This window comes from Micromonospora haikouensis, assembly GCF_900091595.1.
In the GTDB taxonomy this organism is placed as follows: domain Bacteria; phylum Actinomycetota; class Actinomycetes; order Mycobacteriales; family Micromonosporaceae; genus Micromonospora; species Micromonospora haikouensis.
Genome location: NZ_FMCW01000027.1, coordinates 65,577 through 89,567, shown reverse-complemented (window position 1 = coordinate 89,567; position 23,991 = coordinate 65,577). Strand labels below are relative to the sequence as shown.

Annotated in this window: 19 protein-coding genes; 17 read left to right on the top strand and 2 right to left on the bottom strand. The window is 74.1% G+C overall.

From position 1 onward, the window contains the following. The first annotated feature begins 138 nt into the window (after positions 1 to 138). The 16 genes from nfi to hpf all read left to right on the top strand — a co-directional run bounded on the left by nfi (position 139) and on the right by hpf (position 18,515). Positions 139 to 825 carry a deoxyribonuclease V gene (gene nfi, locus GA0070558_RS24760; protein WP_091284050.1) on the top strand — a complete coding sequence of 229 codons (687 nt, stop codon included), beginning with the start codon at positions 139 to 141 and terminating at the stop codon, positions 823 to 825. A 120-nt stretch (positions 826 to 945) separates the two neighbouring features. Then, positions 946 to 2,028, top strand: a complete 1,083-nt coding sequence (locus GA0070558_RS24755; RefSeq protein ID WP_256092113.1) for a hypothetical protein — start codon at positions 946 to 948, stop codon at positions 2,026 to 2,028. Positions 2,029 to 2,096: 68 nt separating this feature from the next. Further along, complete coding sequence (locus tag GA0070558_RS24750) at positions 2,097 to 3,482, top strand: phosphomannomutase/phosphoglucomutase (RefSeq protein WP_091284048.1); 1,386 nt, start codon at positions 2,097 to 2,099, stop codon at positions 3,480 to 3,482. 62 nt (positions 3,483 to 3,544) lie between these two features. Beyond that, positions 3,545 to 3,730 carry a Trm112 family protein gene (locus GA0070558_RS24745; RefSeq protein ID WP_043962058.1) on the top strand — a complete coding sequence of 62 codons (186 nt, stop codon included), beginning with the start codon at positions 3,545 to 3,547 and terminating at the stop codon, positions 3,728 to 3,730. Continuing rightward, positions 3,727 to 4,923 carry an SIS domain-containing protein gene (locus tag GA0070558_RS24740; protein ID WP_043962059.1) on the top strand — a complete coding sequence of 399 codons (1,197 nt, stop codon included), beginning with the start codon at positions 3,727 to 3,729 and terminating at the stop codon, positions 4,921 to 4,923. The genes GA0070558_RS24745 and GA0070558_RS24740 overlap by 4 nt, the downstream gene beginning before the upstream one ends. A gap of 28 nt (positions 4,924 to 4,951) precedes the next feature. Beyond that, on the top strand, positions 4,952 to 5,977 hold the full coding sequence (locus tag GA0070558_RS24735) for a cation diffusion facilitator family transporter (RefSeq protein WP_091284046.1): 1,026 nt from the start codon (positions 4,952 to 4,954) through the stop codon (positions 5,975 to 5,977). Positions 5,978 to 5,979: 2 nt separating this feature from the next. After that, on the top strand, positions 5,980 to 7,158 hold the full coding sequence (manA, locus tag GA0070558_RS24730; protein WP_091284044.1) for a mannose-6-phosphate isomerase, class I: 1,179 nt from the start codon (positions 5,980 to 5,982) through the stop codon (positions 7,156 to 7,158). A gap of 352 nt (positions 7,159 to 7,510) precedes the next feature. Then, positions 7,511 to 9,010 carry an adenosylhomocysteinase gene (gene ahcY, locus GA0070558_RS24725; RefSeq protein ID WP_091284042.1) on the top strand — a complete coding sequence of 500 codons (1,500 nt, stop codon included), beginning with the start codon at positions 7,511 to 7,513 and terminating at the stop codon, positions 9,008 to 9,010. A 200-nt stretch (positions 9,011 to 9,210) separates the two neighbouring features. Beyond that, positions 9,211 to 10,104: an iron uptake transporter permease EfeU gene (gene efeU, locus GA0070558_RS24720; RefSeq protein WP_091284039.1), complete on the top strand. Its 894-nt coding sequence runs from the start codon at positions 9,211 to 9,213 to the stop codon at positions 10,102 to 10,104. Between the two features lie 21 nt (positions 10,105 to 10,125). Next, positions 10,126 to 11,259: an iron uptake system protein EfeO gene (efeO, locus tag GA0070558_RS24715; protein ID WP_077936375.1), complete on the top strand. Its 1,134-nt coding sequence runs from the start codon at positions 10,126 to 10,128 to the stop codon at positions 11,257 to 11,259. 46 nt (positions 11,260 to 11,305) lie between these two features. After that, entirely contained in the window at positions 11,306 to 12,586 is a 1,281-nt protein-coding gene (gene efeB, locus GA0070558_RS24710; RefSeq protein ID WP_091284037.1) for an iron uptake transporter deferrochelatase/peroxidase subunit, read from the top strand. A gap of 74 nt (positions 12,587 to 12,660) precedes the next feature. Next, the gene (gene mtrA, locus GA0070558_RS24705) at positions 12,661 to 13,350 is read left to right on the top strand and encodes an MtrAB system response regulator MtrA (RefSeq protein ID WP_043962066.1); all 690 of its coding nucleotides are present in this window, start codon (positions 12,661 to 12,663) and stop codon (positions 13,348 to 13,350) included. Between the two features lie 13 nt (positions 13,351 to 13,363). Next, positions 13,364 to 15,118, top strand: a complete 1,755-nt coding sequence (gene mtrB, locus GA0070558_RS24700) for an MtrAB system histidine kinase MtrB (RefSeq protein WP_077936377.1) — start codon at positions 13,364 to 13,366, stop codon at positions 15,116 to 15,118. Then, on the top strand, positions 15,115 to 16,929 hold the full coding sequence (locus GA0070558_RS24695) for an LpqB family beta-propeller domain-containing protein (protein WP_091284035.1): 1,815 nt from the start codon (positions 15,115 to 15,117) through the stop codon (positions 16,927 to 16,929). Before mtrB ends, GA0070558_RS24695 begins: the two co-directional genes overlap by 4 nt. Then, on the top strand, positions 16,929 to 17,633 hold the full coding sequence (locus GA0070558_RS24690; RefSeq protein WP_091284033.1) for a ComF family protein: 705 nt from the start codon (positions 16,929 to 16,931) through the stop codon (positions 17,631 to 17,633). The genes GA0070558_RS24695 and GA0070558_RS24690 overlap by 1 nt, the downstream gene beginning before the upstream one ends. Before the next feature lie 252 nt (positions 17,634 to 17,885). After that, positions 17,886 to 18,515 carry a ribosome hibernation-promoting factor, HPF/YfiA family gene (gene hpf, locus GA0070558_RS24685; protein WP_043962069.1) on the top strand — a complete coding sequence of 210 codons (630 nt, stop codon included), beginning with the start codon at positions 17,886 to 17,888 and terminating at the stop codon, positions 18,513 to 18,515. A gap of 58 nt (positions 18,516 to 18,573) precedes the next feature. Here hpf and GA0070558_RS24680 read toward each other — a convergent pair whose 3' ends face one another. Continuing rightward, the gene (locus tag GA0070558_RS24680; protein WP_091284031.1) at positions 18,574 to 19,698 is read right to left on the bottom strand and encodes a GNAT family N-acetyltransferase; all 1,125 of its coding nucleotides are present in this window, start codon (positions 19,696 to 19,698) and stop codon (positions 18,574 to 18,576) included. Continuing rightward, positions 19,695 to 20,891, bottom strand: coding sequence for a GNAT family N-acetyltransferase (locus tag GA0070558_RS24675; RefSeq protein WP_176734366.1), 1,197 nt, complete (start codon positions 20,889 to 20,891; stop codon positions 19,695 to 19,697). The genes GA0070558_RS24680 and GA0070558_RS24675 overlap by 4 nt, the downstream gene beginning before the upstream one ends. A gap of 162 nt (positions 20,892 to 21,053) precedes the next feature. Between GA0070558_RS24675 and secA the strand changes: the two genes are divergently transcribed. Next, the gene (secA, locus tag GA0070558_RS24670; protein WP_077936384.1) at positions 21,054 to 23,972 is read left to right on the top strand and encodes a preprotein translocase subunit SecA; all 2,919 of its coding nucleotides are present in this window, start codon (positions 21,054 to 21,056) and stop codon (positions 23,970 to 23,972) included. Positions 23,973 to 23,991 lie beyond the last annotated feature (19 nt).

Genomic DNA, 23,991 nt, shown 5'->3' with positions numbered 1-23,991 from the left:
GGTGACCGGTTGTCGGACCAGAAGAAATTACCCGACAGGTGTGCGAAACAGCGGTCTGGACCGGACGGGTGTGTCGCCGCGGCGGCGCCCCGGCGGCACGACGCGCCGGGGGCGTGGGGCGCCGCCTACGATCACCGGGTGGACACCCCGGTCGCCGCCCCGCCGCCCCGGACCGAGGCCGAGGCGCTCGCCGTGCAGGACCGGCTGCGCCCGCTCGTGGACCTGACCGGGCCGGGGCCCGCCGCGCCCGCGACGGTGGCCGGCCTCGACGTCGCGTACGCCGAGAGCGGCGACCGGCTCGCGGCGGCCGTCACCGTGCTGGACGCCCGGACGCTGGCCGTGGTGGACCAGGCGGTGAGTGTGGGCCGGCCGGCCTTCCCGTACGTCCCCGGGCTGTTCGCCTTCCGGGAGCTGCCCGCCCTGCTGGCGGCGTTGGAACTGCTGACCGTCCGCCCGGAGCTGCTGGTCTGCGACGGGCACGGGCTGGCCCATCCGCGCCGGTTCGGGCTCGCCTGCCACCTGGGCGTGGTGACCGGCCTGCCGGCGATCGGGGTCGGTAAGACGCCGCTGGTGGGCCGGTGGGAGCCGCCGGCCGGGGCGCGGGGCGCCTGGTCTCCGCTGTGCGACGGCGGGGAGGTGGTGGGCCGGGTGCTGCGCACACGGGACGGCGTGAAGCCGGTCTTCGTGAGCGTCGGGCACCGGATGGGACTGGAGAACGCGTGCGCCCGGGTGCTCGCGCTGACGCCGAGCTACCGGCTGCCGGAGACCACCCGCACCGCCGACCGGCTCTGCCGCGCCGCGCTCGCGGGCCGCAGCGGGGTGTGAGAAGGGGACCCTTCTCTACCGCAGGCGTTAACAAGGGGCCCCTCCTTTCCGCGCCGAGCCGCGATCGGCGACCGGTAGTAACCTGACCCGCGGACCCGGAAGGGAGAAACGGCGGTGATCATGGCGCTACGTCGGCACGCGACGCGGCTCGCGGCGGTCTGCGTGATGCTGGGCGGCCTGGTGTCCGCCGGGGCGTCGCCGGCCCTGGCCGAGGGTGACTCGGTGCGGGTGCGCGCCACCGACAGCTTCCGGCCGGGCGGCTCGCCCGGCGCGGTCAACGTCGAGGTGCGCAAGCGCACCGAGGGCTGCGTGGTGCTGCGCACCGGGCTGGGCCTGAGCCTCGCCGGCCTCGCCGCCAACCAGGTCACCGCGCAGGTGAGCCTCGGGGGCCGCTGGGTCCCGGTGCCGGTCTCCGGCGGTGGGGGAACGGTCGCCACGGGCCGGTCCGCCCCGACGAACCCGACCCTGTGCAAGGGCAAGGGCGTCACCATGCGCTACCGGCTGACCTTCGCGGCGGGGGCGCCGGGCGGCCGGCTCACGGTGGTCGGCGAGGCGGTCGACGGGCGGGGCCGGGCCATCGGCCGGGGGGCCGTCGCGTCCCGGGTGGTCGGGCCGCAGGCGGTGAAGCCGTCGCCCACCCCGAGCCGCAGCCCGTCGCGGTCGCCGAGCCCGAGCCCGACGGCGGAGCCCACGACCAACGCGCCGACCGCCGGGGAGCCGACCCTGGCCGCCGTCGCCGCCGGGGCCGCCGGGGCCGGCACCGTGGCCGCGGCCGAGGAGGGCTCCGGCGGGCTGTCCTGGATCATGCTCTTCGGCGTCGGCCTGGTCGTGCTGGGCGTCGGCCTGATCGTGCTGCTGGTGCGCCGGTCGCGGGCCGACCGGGAGTCGGCCGCCGACGCCGTCCCCGGCGTCCCGCTGCCGCGCAACCCCGGCGGCACCACCTACCGGTCGGCGACGCCCGCGACGCCCGCGCCGGGCCGGACGCCGCCGACCCCCGGGGTGTACGGCCGGCCGGCCGCGCCACCGTCCGGCGGGATCTACGGCGCCCGCCCCGGTCCGTCGGCCGCTCCGCCGCCCAGCGGCGGGGTCTACGGCGGCGGCGCGACGCAGCCCGGCGGCGGTGGCGGGTCGGGGCCCGGCGAGCCGCCCGCGCCCGCCGGTGGGGGCGACGCGACGACGATCATGCCGCGCCTGCCCGGCTGAGGCCGGCGGCCCCCCGGTGCTCCGATACGCTCAGGCCGTTGGCGACCTGCGGCGAAGGAGCGAAGCGCGTGTCTGATCTGTCCCGGATCGTGAAGGCGTACGACGTCCGTGGGACGGTGCCGGACCAATGGGACGAACGGGTCGCCGAGGCCCTGGGAGCCGCCTTCGGGCAGGTGCTCGCCGCCGCCGGTGAGCCCGGCGACGCGGTCGTGATCGCGCATGACATGCGGGCCAGCGGGCCGGGCCTGGCGGAGGCGTTCGCCGCGGGCGTCCGGGCCGAGGGGCGCTCGGTGATCGAGCTGGGGCTCGCCTCCACCGACATGCTCTACTACGCCTCCGGCACCCTCGGCCTGCCCGGGGCGATGTTCACCGCCAGCCACAACCCGGCGCAGTACAACGGCATCAAGATGTGCCGGGCCGGCGCCCGCCCGATCGGCCAGGACAGCGGGCTGGCCGAGATCCGGGACCGGGCGCAGGCCCTGCTCGACTCCGGGGCCGTCCGTCCGGCCGGCGCGCCGACGCGGCCGACGCAGCGGCGCGACCTGCGCCCGGAGTACGCGGCCCACCTGCGCAAGCTGGTCGACCTGTCCGGCATCCGGCCGCTGAAGGTCGTGGTCGACGCGGGCAACGGGATGGGCGGCTGGACGGTGCCGAGCGTGCTCGGCGACGCCGTGCTGCCCGCGCTGCCGCTGGAGATCGTGCCGCTCTACTTCGAGCTGGACGGCACCTTCCCCAACCACGAGGCCAACCCGCTGGACCCGGCCAACCTGGTCGACCTCCAGCGGGCCGTCCGCGAGCACGACGCCGACCTGGGGCTGGCGTTCGACGGTGACGCCGACCGCTGCTTCGTGGTCGACGAGCGCGGCGAGCCGGTCTCCCCGTCGGCGATCACCGCCCTGGTGGCGGTCCGCGAGCTGGCCAAGCACCCCGGCTCCACGGTGATCCACAACCCGATCACCTCGCGCGCGGTGCCGGAGATCATCCGCGAGCACGGCGGCGAGCCGGTGGTGACCCGGGTCGGCCACTCCTTCATCAAGGCCGAGATGGCCCGCACCAACGCCGTCTTCGGCGGCGAGCACTCCGCCCACTACTACTTCCGCGAGTTCTGGTTCGCCGACACCGGCATGCTGGCCGCCATGCACGCGCTCGCGGCGCTCGGCGGGCAGGCCCTGCCCCTGTCCGAGCTGGCCCGCGAGTACGAGCGCTACGTCGCCTCCGGCGAGATCAACTCCACGGTGGCCGACCAGGCGGCGAGCATCGCGCAGGTGCGGGCCGCGTACCCGCAGGCGGCGGTCGACGAGCTGGACGGGCTGACCCTGAGCTTCCCCGACGGCGCCTGGTTCAACCTGCGCGCCAGCAACACCGAGCCGCTGCTGCGGCTGAACGTCGAGGCACCGACCGAGGAACGGATGATCTCCCTCCGCGACGAGGTGCTCGACCGGGTTCGCCGATAAGATCCCCTGCGCCGGCCGGCACCGCCGACCGCCGCCTACGCACCCGTGGAAGGAGCCGCACCATGGCCCTGGACCCGCAGTTGCTCGAGATCCTCGCCTGTCCGGACACACACCACGCCCCCCTCGACTACGACGCGGGGGCACAGACGCTGACCTGCACCGAGTGCGGGCGGATCTTCGAGGTGCGCGACGACGTGCCGGTGCTGCTGCTCGACGAGGCGCGCGGCGGACCCGCGCAGCAGTCGTGATGGAGGGGACGGCCGGTGTCAGCGGGCACCGGCACGCCGACGAGGCCCTGCTGGACAACCCGGACGCCCTCGCCGAGCACGACCCGGGCGGCATGCTGCGGTTCATGGCCTCGGCCGGGGCGCAGGTGCGGGAGTCCGCCGCTCTGGCGGCCGAGGCCAACCTCACCGTGCTCGCCGACGAGGGCCGCCCCCGGGCGGTCGTCATCGCCGGCATCGGCACCGCCGGGCGTACCGGGGACGTGCTGGCCACGGTCGCCGGGCCGCGCTGCCCGGTGCCGGTCATCCCGCACCGCAGCGCCGGTGTGCCCGGCTGGGTGGGCGCGGCCGACGTGGTGATCGCGGTCAGCGCCTCCGGCCGCAGCCCCGAGGCGCTCGGCGCGGCCGAGGCCGCCCACCGTCGGGGGGCCCGCCTGGTCGCCGTCGGCGCGCCCGACTCGCAGTTGCAGTCGGTGGCCGAGCGGGCCCGGGCGCCGTTCATCCCGGTGCCCCGCCGCGCCCCGGCCCGGGCCAGCCTGTGGGCGCTCACCGTGCCGGTTCTGCTCGCCGCCCGTACGCTCGGGCTCGTGAAGGTCAACGAGGCGGATCTCGCGGAGACGGCGGCGCGGCTCGACGCCGACGCCGACCGCTGCCGTCCCACGGCCGAGTCGTTCGTCAACCCGGCGAAGTCGCTGGCCCTGGGGCTGGCCGGCTCGGTGCCGATCGTCTGGGGCTCGTCGCCGCTGGCGACCGTCGCGGCCCGCCGGTTCGGCGACACCCTGTCGGCCAACGCCCGCTACCCGGTGGTCAGCGGGGCGCTCGGCGAGGCCGGCCGGGGCCGCGTCGGCCTGCTCGACGGCGTGTTCGGTGGGCTGGCCGAGGGGGAGCGGGACATCTTCGCCGACCCGGGCGAGTCCGACGGCGACGGCACCCGGCTGCGGCTGGTGCTGCTGCGCGACGGCGGGCTCAACGCCGAGGACGACGCCGACGAGCCGCTGGCGGTCGAGGAGCGCCGGGCTGACGCCGTGCAGACGCTCGCCGAGCGGCGCGGGGTCCGCTGCGACGTGGTGACGGCCGAGGGCGGCTCCGCGCTGGAGCGGCTCGCCTCGCTGGTGGCGGTGCCCGACTTCGCCTCCGTCTACCTCGCCCTGGCACACGGGCTGGACCCGATGGCGGTTCCGGCCATCACCGAGATGAAGGAGCTGGCAAACCAGTGAGCACGTGCGGCATCGAACGGGGACAGCGGTGAGCGCCAACGGCGGCACGAAGGCGATCGTCGCGGCCCTGCTGGCCAACGTCGGCATCGCGGTCACGAAGTTCATCGCGTTCCTGTTGACGGGCTCCTCGTCGATGCTCGCCGAGTCGATCCACTCGGTGGCCGACTCGGGCAACCAGGGCCTGCTGCTGCTCGGTGGCAAGCGGGCCCGGCGCGAGGCCACCCCGCAGCACCCCTTCGGGTACGGCCGGGAGCGCTACGTCTACGCGTTCATCGTGGCCATCGTGCTGTTCAGCCTCGGCGGCCTGTTCGCGCTCTACGAGGCGTGGCACAAGGCGGCCGACCCGCACCCGATCGAGAGCTGGCAGTGGGTGCCGGTCGTCGTGCTGGTGGCGGCGATCGTGATGGAGAGCTTCTCCTTCCGTACGGCGATCGTGGAGTCGAACCTCATCCGGGGCAACCAGTCCTGGGTGCGGTTCATCCGCCGGTCCAAGGCCCCCGAGCTACCGGTGGTGCTGCTGGAGGACTTCGGCGCGCTGGTCGGTCTGGTCTTCGCCCTGTTCGGCGTCGGGATGACCCTGATCACCGGCAACGGCATGTGGGACGCGGCCGGCACGGCGATGATCGGCGTCCTGTTGGTGGTCATCGCGGTCACCCTGGCGATCGAGACCAAGAGCCTGCTGCTCGGCGAGGGCGCCGAGGCGACCGACGTGGCGACCATCGAGCGGGCCGTCACCGACGGCCCGGAGGTGGAGCGGATCATCCACATGAAGACGCTCTACCTGGGCCCGGAGGAGCTGCTGGTGGCCGCGAAGATCGCGGTGCCGGCGTGCGAGAGCGCCGAGGAACTGGCCCGGGGGATCAACGCCGTCGAGGCGCGGATCCGGGCGGCCGTCCCGGTCGCCCGGGTGATCTACCTGGAACCGGACATCTGGTCCGCCACGGCGCAGCGGGCCGGCACCGGCGCCGCCGCGCACACCGCCGTCGCCACGCCGGAGGCCGCCGCGCCGCAGGCGGCGGTGGCCGGCGCGGACGAGTCGCACGCCGGGGGCTGACCATGGAACCGCTGCACGGCCCGATCCGGGACTACGCCTGGGGTTCGCGCTCGGCGATCGCCGGGTTGCAGGGGCGGTCGGTGCCGAGCCCCGGGCCGGAGGCGGAGCTGTGGCTGGGCGCGCACCCGGGTGCCCCGGCCAGCCTGCAGCGCGACGGTGAGCCGGTGAGCCTGCTCGACGTGCTGGCGGCCGAGCCGGGGCGCTGGCTCGGCGAGCGGTCGGTGCGCCGGTTCGGCCCCCGGCTGCCGTTCCTGCTCAAGGTGCTCGCCGCCGAGACCCCGCTGAGCCTGCAGGCGCACCCCGACGCGGAGCAGGCCCGCGCCGGGTACGCGGCCGACGCGGCGCGTCCGGTGGGGGAGCGCAACTACGTCGACCCCCACCACAAGCCGGAGCTGCTGGTCGCGCTCACGCCGTTCTCGGCGCTGTGCGGCTTTCGCGACCCGGCGGTGTCGGCCGCGGCGCTGGCCGCCTTCGGCGTCCGGGCGCTGGAGCCGGTGGTGGCGGCGCTGCACGAGGGCCCGGCGGGGCTGCGGGAGGCCGTCCGGCTGCTGCTGAGCTGGCCGGAGGCCGAGCGGGCGGGGCTGGTGCAGGCCGTGCTCGCCGCGGGGGCCGCCGGGCCGGACGCGGCGCTGGCGCACGCGCTGGCCGCCCACTACCCCGGCGACCCCGGGGTGCTGGTGGCGCTGCTGCTGCACCACGTGCGGCTCGCGCCGGGGGAGGCGATCTGGATGCCGGCCGGCAACCTGCACGCCTACCTGCGCGGCACCGGCGTGGAGATCATGGCGGCCAGCGACAACGTGCTGCGGGGCGGCCTGACCCCGAAGCGGGTCGACGTCGACGAGCTGCTGCGGGTGCTGCGCTTCGAGGTGCTCGGCGACCCGCTGGTGGCCCCGGAGCAGGTGGCGCCGGGCGTGGTGCGCTGGCCGGTGCCGGTCGACGACTTCGCGCTGTGCCGCGCGGTCGTGGCCGGTGCGCCGGTGCGGCTCGCGGCGCCGGGGCCCCGCGTGGTGCTCTGCCGCGCCGGGAAGGTCTCGGCCGACGACGGGACGGGCGCGGTGATCCTCGCCCCGGGGCAGGCCGCGATCGGCCCCGCCGACGCGGGGCCGCTCGTCCTCGACGGCGAGGGCGAGGCGTACGTGGCGACCAGCGGGTTGGACCGAGGCGCCCTCGGGGCCGGCTAAAGCCGGGCTTGGGTCCGGCTCGGCCTGGTGCGTCTCCGGCTCGTCCGGCCTGCCTGCGGCGGGGCGGCCGACAGCGGCGGGTGAGCCGGGGTCGGCCTGGCGGATCCCGGCGACACAAATCGGATATTCCCGAAATGACTTGACGTCGCACTGCCTCCGGGTAACTTCTTAGGTGCGCAGCGTCACCGCGACGAAGGTCCGGCGGCGCGCGGGGAACCAAACCGGGGGGATGCACGGGGCGGCCGGACCGTGGGCGGACAGTCCGCTCGCGACCGACCGCCCCGTGCGCTGTCCGTCTCCGCGCGTAAGGTGGAGGGTCGCGCAGCACTTCGTTCGTTCGACAGGAGCTTCCATGACCAGCACCCTCCCGGCGGCCCACCACGGCACGCCGTCCGAGGCCCGGCCGAGCACCCTCGCCGAGGGCGACTACAAGGTGGCGGATCTGTCGCTCGCCGAGTTCGGGCGCAAGGAGATCCAGCTCGCCGAGCACGAGATGCCGGGCCTGATGGCGATCCGCCGCGAGTTCGCGCAGGCGCAGCCCCTCGCCGGGGCGCGCATCACCGGCTCCCTGCACATGACGATCCAGACCGCCGTGCTGATCGAGACCCTGGTCGCGCTCGGCGCGCAGGTCCGCTGGGCGTCGTGCAACATCTTCTCCACCCAGGACCACGCCGCCGCCGCGATCGTCGTCGGCCCGGACGGCACCCCCGACGCGCCGGCCGGCGTCCCGGTCTACGCCTGGAAGGGCGAGAGCCTCCAGGAATACTGGTGGTGCACCGAGCGGGTGCTCGACTGGCCCGACGGTCAGGGCCCCAACATGATCCTCGACGACGGCGGCGACGCGACCCTGCTCGTCCACAAGGGCGTCGAGTTCGAGAAGTCCGGTGTCGTGCCGCCGGTGGAGTCGGCCGACTCCGAGGAGTACGCGGTCATCCTGGAGGTGCTGCACCGCTCCCTCGCCTCCGACGGGCAGCGGTGGACCCGGATCGCCGCCGGCATCAAGGGCGTGACCGAGGAGACCACCACCGGCGTGCACCGGCTCTACGAGATGCACCGCGCCGGCACGCTGCTCTTCCCGGCCATCAACGTCAACGACTCGGTCACCAAGAGCAAGTTCGACAACAAGTACGGCTGCCGCCACTCGCTGATCGACGGCATCAACCGGGCCACCGACGTGCTGATCGGCGGCAAGATGGCCGTCGTGCTCGGCTACGGCGACGTGGGCAAGGGCTGCGCCGAGTCGCTGCGCGGCCAGGGCGCCCGGGTCGTGGTGACCGAGGTCGACCCGATCTGCGCCCTCCAGGCGGCGATGGACGGCTACCAGGTCGCCACCCTGGACGACGTCGTCGAGCAGGCCGACATCTTCATCACCGCCACCGGCTGCTTCGACGTCATCACCAACGAGCACATGGCCCGGATGAAGCACCAGGCCATCGTCGGCAACATCGGGCACTTCGACAACGAGATCGACATGGCCGGCCTGGCCAAGCGCTCCGACGTCGAGCGGATCACCATCAAGCCGCAGGTCGACCTGTGGCGGTTCGCCGACGGGCACGCGATCATCGTGCTCTCCGAGGGTCGCCTGCTGAACCTGGGCAACGCCACCGGCCACCCGAGCTTCGTGATGTCGAACTCGTTCGCCAACCAGACCATCGCCCAGATCGAGCTGTTCACCAAGACCGAGGAATACCCGATCGGCGTCTACGTGCTCCCCAAGCACCTGGACGAGAAGGTCGCCCGGCTGCACCTGGACGCGCTCGGCGCCAAGCTGACCACGCTGACCAAGGAGCAGGCCGCCTACCTGGGCGTGTCCCAGGAGGGTCCGTTCAAGCCGGAGCACTACCGGTACTGAGCCAGCACTACAGGGACCGGGTCGGCCGCACGGCGGCGGGCCCGGTCCCTTCGCGTACGGGGGCTGCGGCGGCGGCCCCGCGGTGCGCCGTGGCCGGGCGGGTGACGTGGCGAAGAACAACTTGACGGAGCCGGGCCGACGGGAGGAAGGTATGGCTGCCCTAAGTTAACCGAGGCAACCTGATCGATCACGGAGCACCGATGTTCGCCACCTACCTGATCGGCCTGCGCGAGGGCCTGGAAGCGACCCTCGTGGTCAGCATCCTGGTCGCCTTCCTCGTGAAGTCGCAGCGCCGGGACCGGCTGCCGCAGGTGTGGGGCGGCGTCGGGCTCGCGGTGGCGCTGTCGGTGCTCTTCGGCTGGCTGATCGAATACACCTCGACCTCGCTGCTGGCCCGCTCGGAGGACCGGGAGCTGTTCGAGGCGGTCACCTCGGTGGCGGCCGTCGTCTTCGTCACCTGGATGATCTTCTGGATGCGCCGGGCGGCCCGCACGATGGCCGGCGAGCTGCGCGGTCGGCTCGGCGAGGCGCTCGCGGTCGGCTCCCTCGCGGTCGCCGGGATGGCCTTCCTCGCCGTGATCCGCGAGGGGCTGGAGACCGCGCTCATCTTCTACTCCGCCGCCCAGGGCGCGGCCGGCGACAGCGGCCCGCTGCTGGCCCTGCTCGCCGGCATCGCCAGCGCCGTGGCGATCGGCGTGGGCCTCTACTTCAGCGCCCTGCGGATCAACCTGTCGACGTTCTTCACCTGGACCGGCGCGCTGCTGATCCTGGTCGCCGCCGGCATCCTCAAGTACGGCGTGCACGACTTCCAGGAGGCCGGGGTCCTGCCGGGCCTCAACGACCTGGCCTTCGACATCAGCGCGACCCTCGACCCGAGCACCTGGTATGCCGCCCTGCTCGCCGGGATGTTCAACGTGACCCCCGCCCCGAGCGTGCTGGAGACGGTCGCCTGGGTCGCGTACGCGGTGCCGGTGCTGGTGCTCTTCCTGCGCCGCCCCGCCCCTCCCGCCGGCGCGAGCGCGCCCGCCCCGTCGGCGGGTGCCGCCGGCGTCACCGAGCCCACCGGAACGGCGCCCGCGTCGCCGCGCGCCTGACCATCCCGAGGAGAAACCCCGATGCGTACCACCCGCTTCCTGGTGCTCGCCGCCGCCGGCGCGCTCGCCACCACCGGCCTCGCCGCCTGCGGCGGGCAGGAGAAGGACGCCGGCACGGCCGACGGCGGCCCGATCGCCGTCAAGGCGAGCGACACCGCCTGCGAGGTCGGCCGGACCGAGCTGGCCGCCGGCCAGACCGTCTTCGAGGTGACGAACTCCGGCGCGAAGGTGACCGAGTTCTACGTCTACGCCGCCGGGGACCGGGTGATGGGCGAGGTCGAGAACATCGCCCCCGGGCTCAAGCGCGAGCTGCGCGTGGAGCTGCCCGCCGGGACGTACGAGACGGCCTGCAAGCCCGGGATGAGCGGCAAGGGGATCCGGGGGGCGCTGAAGGTCAGCGGCACCGCCGCGACCGTCGCCCCCGACGCCGCGCTGGCCGAGGCCACCGCGAGCTACCAGCGGTACGTGGCCAGCCAGACCGCCGCGCTGCTGACGAAGACCGAGGAGTTCGTCGCCGCCGTCAAGGCCGGCGACGTGGCCAAGGCCAAGGCGCTGTACCCGGTGGCCCGCACCTACTGGGAGCGGATCGAGCCGGTCGCGGAGAGCTTCGGCGACCTCGACCCGAAGATCGACGGCCGCGAGGAGGTCGTCGAGGAGGGCATGGAGTTCACCGGCTTCCACCGGATCGAGAAGGACCTCTGGACCACCGGCGACATCAGCGCCGACGGCCCGATCGCCGACCAGCTGCTCACCGACGTCAAGGCGATCGTCGCCAAGGCCAACGCCGAGAAGCTCACCCCGCTCCAGCTCGCCAACGGCGCGAAGGCGCTGCTCGACGAGGTCGCCAGCGGCAAGATCACCGGCGAGGAGGAGCGGTACTCGCACACCGACCTGTGGGACTTCAACGCCAACCTGGAGGGCTCGAAGGCCGCCATCGCGGCGCTGCGCCCGGCGCTGGAGCAGCGCGCCCCCGAGCTGGTCACCCAGCTCGACGCCGAGTTCGCCAACGTGGAGACGGCGCTCGGCAAGCACCGCGACGGCGACGGCTGGAAGCTGCACACCGCGCTGAGCAAGGCCGAGCTGAAGGAGCTGTCCGACAGCATCAACGCGCTGGCCGAGCCGATCAGCAAGGTCGCCGCGGTCGTCGCCCGGTGACGTACGTCCCCGGCGCACGCGCCGACGAGCAGGAAGGGGTGCAGCGATGAGCGCGAGCAGACTGTCCCGGCGGCGGGCGATCACGCTCGCCGGCGCGGGGGTCGCCGGGGTGGCGGGCGTCGCCGCCGGGGCCGGCGCGCTGGCCCGCGGCGGGGCGGAGCGCGCCTCGGCCGACCAGGGCGCGGCGGCCGGCGCGGTGCCCTTCCACGGCGAGCACCAGGCCGGCATCACCACCCCGGCCCAGGACCGGCTGCACTTCGTCGCCTTCGACGTGGTCACCAAGGACCGGGCCCGCCTGGTCGAGCTGCTCGGCGAGTGGACGGCCGCCGCCGCCCGGATGACCGCCGGGAAGGACGCCGGGGTGATCGGCGCGGTCGGCGGTGTGCCGGAGGCCCCGCCGGACGACACCGGCGAGGCGCTCGGGCTACCCCCGTCCCAGCTCACCCTCACCGTCGGCTTCGGGCCGACGCTGTTCCGCGACGCCCAGGGGCGGGACCGGTTCGGCCTCGCCGGTCGCCGGCCCGCCGCGCTGGTCGACCTGCCGCACTTCGCCGGGGACGCGCTGCGGCCGGAGATCTCCGGCGGCGACCTCTGCGTGCAGGCCTGCGCCAACGACCCCCAGGTGGCGGTGCACGCCATCCGCAACCTGGCCCGCATCGGCATGGGCGTGGTCAGCGTCCGCTGGTCGCAGCTCGGGTTCGGGCGCACCTCGTCGACCTCGACGGGGCAGGCGACCCCGCGCAACCTGTTCGGCTTCAAGGACGGCACGGCCAACCTCAAGGCCGAGGACGGCGGGCTGCTGCGCGAGCACCTGTGGGTGCAGCCCGGCGACGGCCCGGACTGGATGACGGGCGGGTCGTACCTGGTCACCCGGAAGATCCGGATGATCGTCGAGACCTGGGACCGCAGCTCGCTGGTCGAGCAGGAGCAGATCGTCGGCCGGACCAAGGGCAGCGGCGCGCCGCTGGGCAAGGGCGACGAGTTCGACGAGCCCGACTTCGCCGCGAAGGGCGACGACGGCCAGCCGGTGATCGCCGCGACGTCGCACGTGCGGCTGGCCCACCCCGACGCCAACGACGGGGCGCGGCTGCTGCGGCGGGGCTACAACTTCGTGGACGGCTCCGACGGGCTGGGCCGGCTCGACGCCGGGCTGTTCTTCATCGCCTACCAGCGGGACCCGCGCAAGCAGTTCGTGCCCATCCAGACCCGGCTGGCCCGTAACGACGCGATGAACGAATATCTGCGGCACGTCTCCAGCGGCATCTTCGCCTGCCCGCCGGGCGTACGCGACGGCGGCGACCACTGGGGGCGGGCTCTGTTCGGCTGACGAGGGGGCCCGCCGGCGACTCCCGGGACGGTGCCGGTCCCACCGACCGGAACGGGGATGGAAGTATAGATCTCATGAGAGCCCGGGTACTGGTGGTCGATGACGACCCCGCGCTCGCCGAGATGCTCGGCATCGTCCTGCGCAGCGAGGGTTTCCTGCCCTCGTTCGTCGCCGACGGGGAACGGGCGCTGGCCGCGTTCCGGGAGAACCGGCCCGACATCGTCCTGCTCGACCTGATGCTGCCCGGGATGAGCGGCATCGACGTGGCCCGGGCGATCCGGGGCGAGTCGGGCGTGCCGATCGTGATGCTGACGGCCAAGAGCGACACGGTGGACGTGGTGCTCGGCCTGGAGTCCGGCGCGGACGACTACGTGGTCAAGCCGTTCAAGCCCAAGGAGCTGGTGGCCCGGATGCGGGCCCGGCTGCGCCGGGGCGAGGACGTGGCCCCTGAGCTGCTGACCATCGGTCCGCCCGGCAACCAGATCAGCATCGACGTGCCGGCGCACACGGTGAGCCGCAACGGCGAGGAGGTGAAGCTGACGCCGCTGGAGTTCGACCTGCTGGTCGCGCTCGCCCGCAAGCCGCGCCAGGTCTTCACCCGCGAGGTGCTGCTGGAGCAGGTCTGGGGCTATCGGCACGCCGCCGACACCCGGCTGGTCAACGTGCACGTGCAGCGGCTGCGGGCCAAGATCGAGCCGGATCCGGAGCGGCCGGAAATCATCCTGACGGTGCGGGGCGTGGGCTACAAGGCGGGCACGGGATAGCCTTGGTCGCACTGTGACCACCTCCCCGCCTCCCGGTCCCGCACCCACCGTCACCCGCCGGCCACCCGCCGCGCGGGAGCTGTGGCGCGCGCTGTCCGGGCGGGTGGCGCGGCTGCTGGCGGGCGCGCACCAGACGTGGCGCCGCTCGCTCCAGCTCCGGGTGGTGACCATCACACTGGTCACGTCCAGCCTGCTCGTGGGCGGTTTCGCCTACCTCATCGCCGACAAGATCACCAACATCCTGCTGGAGAACGCCGAGACCGACGTCCGGCTGCGGCTCAGCAGCGGCAGCGACTACGCGGCCAAGCAGTTCAGCCTGTTCAGCCAGGCGCAGGAGGCCCAGCTCCAGGACACCATCGACGGCACGGTCAACTACCTGGCCGGCGGCGACCCGCAGCAGACCAGCGGGGTGGTGGTGGCGATCACCGCCGACAACTACACCGGGATCATCGAGCCGCGCTTCTCGCCCGACGTCGACGTCCGCCCGCTGATCAGCCGGGAGCTGCGGGCCACCGTCGCCGACGGCAACATCGCCAGCCAGATCCGCACCGGCCGGCTCACCGGCGACACCACGAAATACCTGGTGTACGGCTCCCCGGTGCCGACCCGGTTCGGCCAGGTGGAGCTCTACTACCTCGTCCCGCTGACCCGGCAGGACGCCACGGCGACCGACGCCCGGGCCACCGTGGTGGCCACCGGGGCGGCCCTGGTGCTGCTGCTCGGCCTGCTCGCCGCCCTGGTGACCCGGCTGGTGGTGACGCCCGTGCGGGTGGCCGCCCGCACCGCCCAGCGGCTCTCCGCCGGCCTGCTCGACCAGCGGATGGTGGTCAACGGCGAGGACGACCTGGCGCTGCTGGCCGCCTCGTTCAACCAGATGGCGACCAACCTGCAACGGCAGATCCTCCGGCTGGAGGAGATGTCCCGGTTGCAGCGCCGGTTCACCTCCGACGTCTCGCACGAGCTGCGCACCCCGCTGACCACCGTCCGGATGGCCGCCGACCTGATCTTCGCCGAGCGGGAGGAGTTCGAGCCGGCCGTGGCCCGCAGCGCCGAGCTGCTCCAGGCCGAGCTGGACCGCTTCGAGGAGCTGCTCACCGACCTGCTGGAGATCAGCCGGTTCGACGCCGGGTTCGCCATGCTGGACGCCGAGCCGACCGACCTGGTCCCGGTCGTGCACCGGGTCGCCGACCGGCTGGCCGGGCTGGCCGAGCGGGTCGGCGTCACCATCGACCTCGACCTGCCGGACGCCCCGGTGATCGCCGAGGTGGACCCGCGCCGCGTCGAGCGGGTGCTGCGCAACCTGGTCGGCAACGCCGTCGAGCACGGCGAGGGCAAGCCCGTCCGGATCACCCTCGGCCAGGACCGGGCGGCCGTCGCGGTCACCGTCCGCGACCACGGGGTCGGCCTCAAACCGGGCGAGGAGAAGCTGGTCTTCAACCGGTTCTGGCGGGCCGACCCGTCCCGGGCGCGGCAGACCGGCGGCACGGGCCTCGGCCTGTCCATCAGCCTGGAGGACGCCCGGCTGCACGGCGGCTGGCTGGAGGCGTGGGGCTCGCCCGGCCAGGGCGCCCAGTTCCGGCTCACCCTGCCGGCCCGGGCCGGCGACCGGCTGACCACGTCGCCGCTGCGGCTCGTGCCCGCCGACGCGACCCTGCCCTTCGGCGGCCCCCGGGCCGGCGGGCTGCTCGCCATCGGCCCGGGCCCCGGCGGCGCCCTGGCCATCGGGCCGGCGGCGGGGGCCGAGGACCGGGCCGAGGTGGGTTCGTGACCCGCCGCCGGCTCGCCGGGCTGCTCGCCGGGGTGCTCCTGCTCACCGGGGCGGCCGGCTGCGGCATCCCCGAGCGGTCCGAGGTCCGGGTCGACGGACAGGTCACCGCCGCGAAGTCCGGCTCGTCGAGCTTCCGCCGGGACGAGCCGCCGAACCGCCTCGCCAGCGGCACCGACCGCGCGGCCTTCGTCACCAACTTCCTCTCCGCCGCGGCCGGGGAGGCCGACCGCGCCTACTACCGGGTCAAGCAGTTCGTCGCCCCCGAGGGGCGCAGCCGGATCCAGGAGAAGCAGCCCAGCGAGGTGGCCCTCACCGTGGTGCGGCTGCGCGAGACACCGGTGATCACCGACAGCACCGACGGCACCCGGGTCACGCTGCGGGTGCAGCAGATCGGCCTGCTGCGCGCCGACGGCACCCTCATGCCGCCGGTGGCCACCGAGACGGAATACCGCTTCGAGCTGCGCGCGGCCTCGCAGGAGGACAAGCCGGACACCGGCTGGTACGTCGCCGACCCGCCGCCGAACGTGCTGCTGCTCAGCGACCAGGCGCTGCGCCAGTACTACCAGACCCACATCGTCTACTTCTGGAACACCGGCCGCACCCAACTGGTGCCCGACCAGCGCTACCTGCCGCTGGCCGTGCCCGACGAGCGGCGGGTCACCGAGGTGGTCAAGTGGCTGACCGCCGGGCCGTCGGAGTGGCTGGGGCCGGGCACGAGCCGGCTGCCCGACGGCACCCGGCTGATCAACAACGCGACCGGGGCCGACGGGCGGTGGGAGGTCAACCTCGACATGCCCGTGGACGCGGACGACCGGCGGGTGGAGGAGTTCGTCGACCAGCTCGCCTGGTCGCTGCCGGAGCTGGACGGCCAGCTCGAACTGCGGATCCACAACCAGACCCGGGTGACCGTGCCCGACCTCGGCCAGCGCCGGCGGGACCGGCCGGCGTACCCGCTCGACGGCAACCCGCAGCGGTTCTGCGTCTACGACGGCGCGGTGCACCCGCTCGACTTCGGCGGCGGTGAGCTGCTCGGCGTCGCACCGGTCACCGAGGCCGTCAACAAGGGCGTCGTCGCCGCCGGGTTCAGCCGCTCCCACGACGAGATCCGCGCCGCGCTGGTGACCGCCGGGGCGGACAAGCGGCAGCGGCTGGTGGTCGGCGTCGGCGCGGCGCCGGTGTCGATCGTCCAGCGTGGCACCCGCACGTTCACCGCGATGGGCCAGCCGGTGTGGCTGCGCTCGCCCGCCCCCGACCGGCCGCAGGGCCTGGTGGTGGCCGACGGCGCGCTCTACCGTTTCGACTCCGGCGCCCAGTTGCGGGCCGTACCGCTGACCGCCGAGGGCCGGGTGACGGCGGTGGCGACGTCGCTGGACGGGCACCGGATCGCCGTCATCGTCGGCGGCGCGCTGTATGTCGCGGCGGTCAACCTCAACGGCGGCGTGGTCTCCGTGGGCCCGGCCCGCCGGCTGGCCACCTCGCTGACCGACCTCTCCGCCGTCGACTGGGCGGGGGAGAACACCCTGCACCTGGCGGGCTCGGCCGGCCGGCCGGCGATCTACGACATCAGCGTGGACGGGGCCCTGGAGACGCCGCTGCGCCGCGACGTCGGCGCCCGGGTCACCCACCTGTCGTCGTACCCGTTGAACGCGGTGGCGCCGTTCCCCAACGGCAACCTGATGTACGAGGCGAACGGGGTGGCCTACCGCAACAGCCCGTTCGACACGATCAAGCGGGACGAGGTGCGGGACGTGACCCCGCCGCCGGCCGGGGCGCAGGCCGGCAACCCGACGGCCCCGTTCTTCCTCTACTGATGCGCCTCTGGGCGGACCTGACCGACCTGGTGCTGCCCGTGGAGTGCGCCGGTTGCCGCGAGCACCGGGCGGCCCGGCAGGGGTTCTGCCCCGGCTGCGTGGCCACCCTGGCGGCGCTGCGCCCCCGGCCGGTACGCCCCACCCCCGCCCCGCCGGGGCTGCCCCCATGCGTGGCGCTGGGCCCGTACGGCGGGGCGCTGCGGGAGGCGCTGCTGGCGTACAAGGAACGGGGCCGGCACGGGCTGGCCCGGCCGCTGGGTGGGCTGCTCGCCGAGGTGGTGGCCGGCGCGGTCGGCGCGGCGCGGCCGGTGCTGCTGGTCCCGGTGCCGGACACCGCGGCGGCGGCCCGCGCCCGCTACGGCGACCACCTCGGCCGGCTGGCCCGGCACGCGGCGGCCCGGCTCACCGGGGCCGGCTGGCCCGCCCGGGTGGTCCGGCCGCTGCGGGCGCTGCCCCGGCCGGACTCGGCGACCCTGGACAGCGCGGGCCGGGCCCGGGCGGCGGAGTCGGCGTTCCGGGCCCGGCCGGGAGTGGCCGCGCCCCCGGTCCGCGCCGGCTCGCCGCCGCCGGTGGTCGTACTGCTCGACGACATCGTCACCACCGGCGTCACGCTGGCCGCCGCCGCGCGGGTGCTCACCGCGACCGGCCTGTCACCATCGGTCGCCGCCGTTCTCGCGGCCACGGAGAAACGTCGGCTTCCGTGACTCAACGTGTTTCTGATTCACCCGACCGTGTGTCAGCTGTGAAAATTCTGAGGCTTTGCGCGTTGGGGGGTGACTGCCGGGCGAACAGGGGTTAGCGTTTTCGTGTCGGGGGTAGGAAGGCATTCCCACCCGCTCCCGGCGGTGAGAGGAGGCGTAGCCGCACTGACCCGGTCGACGCCGAGCGTGGGGTCTCCCAGAAGGCGAGCCGGCCGGGATTTCCGGATCGAAGACCGTCCGAACAAGGGAGGTCACGTGGACATCGTGGTCAAGGGCCGCAACGTCGAGGTCCCGGATCATTACCGGGTGCACGTAGCCGAGAAGCTCGCAAAGATCGAACGTTACGATCACAAGCTTATTCGCGTCGATGTCGAGTTGTTCCACGAGCGCAATCCGCGCCAGTCCGACCATTGCCAGCGGGTCGAGATAACGTGCGTTTCCCGTGGTCCGGTGATTCGGGCCGAGGCCTGCACCGACGATTTCTACAGCGCGCTCGACGCCGCGATCGCCAAGCTGGACAACCGGCTGCGCCGCGCGGCGGACCGCCGCCGGGTCCACCGGGGGCGGCACGCGCCGATCTCCGTGGCGGCGGCCACGGCCGACCTGCCGGTCGCCGGCCTCGGGGCACCCGTCGCGGCCCTCGACGGCGCCGGCACGGCCACGGCCGTCGCCGAGCGGTTCGAGGAGGAACCCGACGACCAGCCGTGGCACATCGCCCGGGCGAAGGTCCACCCCGCCGAGCCGATGACGGTCGACGACGCGTTGTTCCAGATGGAACTGGTCGGGCACGACTTCTACCTGTTCCACGACAAGGAGTCCGGCCGCCCCAGCGTCGTCTACCGGCGACACGCCTACGACTACGGCATCATCTCCCTCGACACCTGACCACCTGATCCGACGGCCGCCCCGCTGACCCGTCCACGGGCCAGCGGGGCGGATCCGTTCAGCGGGGCTCGTCAGTGGCGAGCCGGGCGTACTGGACCGAGTCGACGCGGGTGCCGTCGGGGCCGGGCAGCCGGCCGCGCAGGAGGCCCTCCCGGGTGAAGCCGGCCCGCTCCAGGACCCGCTGCGAGGCCGCGTTCTCCGGCCGGGTGCCCGCCCAGACCCGGGCCAGCCCCACCCCGTCGAACGCCCACCCCGTGACCAGGCGCACCGCCCGGGTGGCCAGCCCCCGCCCCCGCCCGGCGGGCAGCAGGCTGAAGCCGACCATCGCCTGCCCGGTCGCCTGCTCGTCGTGGTAGAGCATGCACCCGCCGGCCAGCTCGCCGGTGTGCGCGTCCACGATGGCCAGGTCGGCCGCCTCCCCGGCCAGCCAGCGGGTGCCGGCCAGCCGGCAGCGCCGCTCGACGTCGGCGGGCGTCGGGGCGCGCGGGGGCACCCGGTTCGCGACGACCTCGGGCAGGCTGTGCAGCGCGAACAGCGCCTCCGCGTCGTCGGGCCCGACCGGGCGCACGGTCACCACCCCGTCGGTGAGCCGGCCGCCGGGCAGGTCCGGCAGGAGGCGGGGCACCGGGCCGGGCGGGTCGTCGACCAGGCGTACCCAGCAGACCAGGTCCTGCCGGCCGCCGCCGCGCGCCAGGTTCGCCGCCCGGCGTACCCCCTCGTGCCGGAACCCGGCGGCGAGCGCGACCCGCTGGCTGGCCGTGTTCTCCGGGTGGGTGAGCAGCTCCAGGCGGGCCGTGCCGTGCGCGAAGGCCGCCGCCGCGAGCGCCCGGGTCGCGGCCGTGGCCACGCCGCGACCCCGCGCCCACGGCGCGACCCAGTAGCCCAGCTCCGCCTGACCCCGCACCGGCACCAGGTTGCCCAGGCCCGCGCCGCCGAGCAGCCGGTCGGTGGCCGGGTCCCCGATCGCGTACGAGGCCCCGCCGGCGGCCCGGGCCGCCGGGGCGCCCTCGGTCACCCACCACCGGGCGTCGGCCTCCGTGTACGGGCTGGGCATGCCGGAGATGAACCGCTGGGTGAGCGGGTCGGCGCAGGCCGCCGCGACGTCCGGCACGTCCCCGACGCGGTACGGCCGCAGTCGCACCCCGTCGCCCTCCACGGTGCCGGGCAGCCGGGGCGCGCTCACCGCCCGCCCCCGGGCGGCGTGGGCGCGGCCAGGTCCCCGGGCAGCAGCGACGCGACCCAGGCGTCGGCCCGGGTGCCGGCGCGGGTGGGCAGGAAGCCCCGGGCGGTGCCCTCCATGGTGAACCCCGCCTTCTCGGCGACCCGGCGGGAGGCGGTGTTGCCGACGAGCGCGCGCCACTCGACGCGGGCCAGGCCGAGGGTGGTGAAGCCCCAGGCGGCCAGGGCGGCGGTGGCGGCCGGCATGTACCCCCGGCCCCGGGCGTGCGGCGCGGTCATGAAGCCGACCATGCCCTGCACCGGGTCGGCGGCGGCGAGCCGCAGGTCGACCGAGGCGACGTACCGGTCTTCGTCGTCGGCGACGGTGAAGTACGCGCCGGTGCCGCGCGCCCAGGCCGCGTCGGCGACGTCGCGCCTGAACCCCTCGGCGTCCGCCCGCTCGTACGGGGCCGGCACCGTGGTCCACTCGACCGTGTGCGGGTCCCGGCAGGTCTCGGTGATCGCGTCGAGGTCGCCCTCCTCGATCGGCCGCAGCCGCAGCTCCCGCCCGGCGACGGTGGCGAACAGGGTGGGCTGCCCCCGGCCGAAGACGCCGGCCCGGCGGGCGTCGAGGGTGTCCGGCCCGGCCGGCCCGGGCGCGCCCGGCGCGGGCAGCTCTTCGGGGAACAGGGAGCCGATCCAGCCCTCCCGCCGCCCGCCCGGCGACGGGTCGGCCAGCCGCAGTTCGCCCTCGATCCGGAAGCCGGCGCGCAGCGCGGCCAGCCGGGAGGCGTGGTTGCCGATCTCGGCCTGCCAGATCAGCCGGCGCAGCCCGAGCGCGTCGAACGCCCAGCGGGCGAGGGCCCGGGTGGCCCGGGTGGCGACGCCCCGGCCCCGGGCCCACGGCGCGACCCAGTAGCCGACCTCGCCGGTGTCCGTCGTCCGGTCCACCGAGACCAGCCCGCAGGAGGCGAGCAGCTCGCCGGTGGCGGCGTCGCAGACGGCGAACGGCGCGCGGGTCCCGGCCCGCCAGTCCCCGGCGCTGATCTCGCCGACGAAGGCGCGGGCGTGGTCCGGCAGGTACGGGCGCGGTACGGTGGTCCAGCGCTGGATGTCCGGATCCTGGCAGGCCCGGTGCACGGCGTCCGCATCGGCCGCCCGCCAGGGTCGCAGCAGCAGGCCGTCCTCGGTGAGCTCCACGGGTTCCACCCGAGCCATCGTGCCGGATCTTTCGCGCTGGGCGTAACCGGATATCCCGCCGCCCGGCCGGCGGTCGGAGTGTTATGTCGGTTTCTCGCCGATCAGACCGCCGCCACCAGTGACCATCGGGCCGACGAAGCGCCTACGATGGGTCGAGACTGTCTAGGGGAGCGTTGATCCGTGTCGATTCTGGAAAAGGTCCTACGCGCGGGCGAGGGCCGCATGGTGCGCCGGCTGAAGGCCATCGCCGCCGCCGTCAACTCGATCGAGGACGACTACGTCAACCTCACCGACGACGAGCTGCGGGGTCTCACGGACCAGTACCGGGAGCGGCTCGCCGACGGTGAGACCCTCGACGACCTGCTGCCGGAGGCGTTCGCCACGGTGCGCGAGGCGGCGGCCCGGGTGCTCGGCCAGCGGCCGTACGACGTGCAGGTGATGGGCGGCGCGGCGCTGCACTTCGGCAACATCGCCGAGATGAAGACCGGCGAGGGCAAGACCCTGACCTCGGTCATGGCGGTCTACCTCAACGCGCTGTCCGGCAAGGGCGTGCACGTGGTCACGGTCAACGACTACCTGGCCCAGCGCGACGCCGCCTGGATGGGCCGGGTGCACGAGTTCCTGGGCCTGACCGTCGGCGTGGTGCTGCCCAACCGGCCGGCGAGCGAACACCGCGCCGCGTACGAGTGCGACATCACCTACGGCACCAACAACGAGTTCGGCTTCGACTACCTGCGCGACAACATGGCCTGGTCGAAGGACGAGCTGGTGCAGCGCGGCCACAACTTCGCCGTGGTCGACGAGGTCGACTCGATCCTGATCGACGAGGCCCGCACGCCGTTGATCATCTCCGGCCCGGCCGAGCACTCCGCCCGCTGGTACGGCGAGTTCGCCGGCGTGGTGGCCCGCCTCCAGCCCGGCAAGGACGGCGAGGGCGACTACGAGGTCGACTACGCCAAACGCACCATCGCGGTGACCGAGCGCGGCGTGGCCAAGGTGGAGGACCGCCTCGGCATCGACAACCTCTACGAGTCGGTGAACACCCCCCTCGTGGGCTACCTCAACAACGCGATCAAGGCCAAGGAGCTCTACAAGCGCGACAAGGACTACATCGTCAGCGACGGCGAGGTCCTGATCGTCGACGAGTTCACCGGCCGCATCCTGCACGGCCGCCGCTACAACGAGGGCATGCACCAGGCGATCGAGGCCAAGGAGGGGGTGGAGATCAAGCAGGAGAACCAGACCCTGGCCACGATCACCCTCCAGAACTACTTCCGCCTCTACGAGAAGCTCTCCGGCATGACCGGCACGGCCCAGACCGAGGCGGGCGAGTTCAACAAGGTCTACAAGGTCGGCGTGGTGAGCATCCCGACCCACCGGCCGATGGTCCGGGAGGACCGGGCCGACGTCATCTACAAGACCGAGAAGGCCAAGTTCAACGCCGTCGTCGAGGACATCGCCGAGCGTCACCAGGCCGGCCAGCCGGTGCTGGTGGGCACCGTCTCGGTGGAAAACTCGGAGATCATCTCGCAGCTGCTGCGCCGCCGGGGCATCCCGCACGCCGTGCTGAACGCCAAGTTCCACGCCCGCGAGGCCGAGATCGTCGCCCAGGCCGGGCGCAAGGGCGCGGTCACGGTGGCCACCAACATGGCCGGCCGGGGCACCGACATCCTGCTCGGCGGCAACGCCGAGTTCCTCGCCGCCAACGAGCTGCGCCAGCGCGGCCTCGACCCGGCGGAGAACGAGGAGGAGTACGCCAAGGCGATGGAGGAGGTCCTGCCCAAGTGGAAGCAGGCCTGCGACGCCGAGGCGGAGGAGGTCGCCGCCGCCGGCGGGCTCTACGTGCTGGGCACGGAGCGGCACGAGTCCCGGCGCATCGACAACCAGCTGCGTGGCCGGGCCGGCCGGCAGGGTGACCCGGGCGAGTCCCGCTTCTACCTGTCCCTGCAGGACGAGCTGATGAAGCGGTTCCGGGCCGGCGCGGTCGAGGCGGTGATGGACCGCTTCAACATCCCGGAGGACGTGCCCATCGAGTCGAAGATGGTCACCCGCCAGATCAAGAGCGCCCAGGCCCAGATCGAGGGCCAGAACGCCGAGATCCGTAAGAACGTCCTCAAGTACGACGAGGTGCTCAACAAGCAGCGCCAGGTCATCTACGCCGAGCGCCTGCGGGTGCTCAACGGCGAGGACCTCTCCGACCAGGTGCGCAACATGATCGACGACGTCGTCGGCGCGTACGTCGTCGGGGCCACCAGCGACGGGTACGCCGAGGACTGGGACCTGGAGCAGCTCTGGGCGAGCCTCAAGCAGCTCTACCCGGTGGGCGTGACCCTGGACGAGCTGGAGGAGGAGCTCGGCTCCCGGGCCGGCATGGACCAGGACTTCCTGCTCGCCCGCCTCAAGGACGACGCGCACGCCGCGTACGACCGGCGCGAGGAGCAGCTCGGCACCGACGGCACCCGTGAGCTGGAGCGGATGGTGCTGCTCCAGGTCATCGACCGCAAGTGGCGCGAGCACCTCTACGAGATGGACTACCTCCAGGAGGGCATCAGCCTGCGGGCGTACGCCCAGCGCGACCCGGTGGTGGAATACCAGCGCGAGGGCTTCGACATGTTCGCCACCATGATGGACGGCATCAAGGAGGAGACGGTCGGCTTCCTCTACAACCTGGAGGTGCAGGTCCAGGAGGCCGAGCCCGAGGCCGAGGAGGTGCAGCTGCTGGAGAAGCCGGTGGAGATCAAGGCCAAGGGCCTGGGCCGCGCTCCCCAGCAGCAGGGTCTGCAATACTCCGCGCCGACCATCGACGGCGAGGCGGGCGCCGGCGCGGTCGCCGTGGAGCGGCCGGAGGAGCAGGCCCCGCCGGTGCGTAAGCCCCGCGCGGAGCGCCCGGCCCGGCCGGTCCCGCCGCCGGCCCCGGAGCCCCAGCGCGCTCCGGCCGCGTTCGGCGGCAGCGGGCAGGCGACGGCGGCCAGCTCGACCCGCCGCACGACCCCGGGGCAGGCGGACTCGTCCGGCAACACGTCCCGCAACGCGCCCTGCCCGTGCGGCTCCGGCCGTAAGTACAAGCGCTGCCACGGCGCGGCCAACGGCGGCAACTGACCCACCGCGACACCGACGG

What these genes read in the sequence shown, in the direction of transcription:
- GA0070558_RS24755 (WP_256092113.1), top strand. Translation starts at nt 946, where the DNA reads ATGGCGCTACGTCGGCACGCGACGCGGCTCGCGGCGGTCTGCGTGATG.
- GA0070558_RS24745 (WP_043962058.1), top strand. Translation starts at nt 3,545, where the DNA reads ATGGCCCTGGACCCGCAGTTGCTCGAGATCCTCGCCTGTCCGGACACA.
- manA (WP_091284044.1), top strand. Translation starts at nt 5,980, where the DNA reads ATGGAACCGCTGCACGGCCCGATCCGGGACTACGCCTGGGGTTCGCGC.
- ahcY (WP_091284042.1), top strand. Translation starts at nt 7,511, where the DNA reads ATGACCAGCACCCTCCCGGCGGCCCACCACGGCACGCCGTCCGAGGCC.
- efeU (WP_091284039.1), top strand. Translation starts at nt 9,211, where the DNA reads ATGTTCGCCACCTACCTGATCGGCCTGCGCGAGGGCCTGGAAGCGACC.
- efeO (WP_077936375.1), top strand. Translation starts at nt 10,126, where the DNA reads ATGCGTACCACCCGCTTCCTGGTGCTCGCCGCCGCCGGCGCGCTCGCC.
- efeB (WP_091284037.1), top strand. Translation starts at nt 11,306, where the DNA reads ATGAGCGCGAGCAGACTGTCCCGGCGGCGGGCGATCACGCTCGCCGGC.
- mtrA (WP_043962066.1), top strand. Translation starts at nt 12,661, where the DNA reads ATGAGAGCCCGGGTACTGGTGGTCGATGACGACCCCGCGCTCGCCGAG.
- GA0070558_RS24690 (WP_091284033.1), top strand. Translation starts at nt 16,929, where the DNA reads ATGCGCCTCTGGGCGGACCTGACCGACCTGGTGCTGCCCGTGGAGTGC.
- GA0070558_RS24675 (WP_176734366.1), bottom strand. Translation starts at nt 20,891, where the DNA reads ATGGCTCGGGTGGAACCCGTGGAGCTCACCGAGGACGGCCTGCTGCTG.